We start from the raw sequence: 408 nt of genomic DNA, 5'->3' as shown, positions 1-408 counted from the left end.
CTACTGTCTCGGCTGTTGCTGCGGTCTTGATCGCACTCATACTGGCTGGTCCGCTTGGGCAGTCCAAGAGTGAAGGCGAGTGCGCTTCATCCTTTCACCTGAGCCTGGACCGCGCGCCCTCGCTGGTGAGCAATACGTCCTGTGAAGGAGGGAAGCATGGCCGGGACGGCAATTGATCAGTATATTCAGACTAACAATGGCAGCGTGTTTCAGACGATCATTAACAATGAGTCGATCGACGAGGTGACCAAGCAAAACGTACGAAAACTGGCGGTTGCCTCCCCTCAGATGCTGGCCAAGATCGATGAAATGTTGAAGGAATCTGGTGACGCGAAGGCGGCTGCCGCGCTTGTGCGGGATGCGAGTGACATCCTGTCCGGGAAGGGAGACTTGGCGACCCAGTTCACA

1 protein-coding gene is annotated in these 408 nt (G+C 56.1%); it reads left to right on the top strand.

Translation table 11 applies throughout. The features are described from left to right. Positions 1 to 156 precede the first annotated feature (156 nt). Positions 157 to 408 (top strand): hypothetical protein (locus tag KDL01_RS42445; RefSeq protein ID WP_212534344.1); only part of this gene is annotated, 252 nt, incomplete at its 3' end.

The sequence above is a fragment of the Actinospica durhamensis genome, assembly GCF_018139695.1.
Classification (GTDB): domain Bacteria; phylum Actinomycetota; class Actinomycetes; order Streptomycetales; family Catenulisporaceae; genus Actinospica; species Actinospica durhamensis.
The sequence above is the reverse complement of the archived record's forward strand: the minus strand, read 5'-3'. Positions and strand labels throughout refer to the sequence as shown.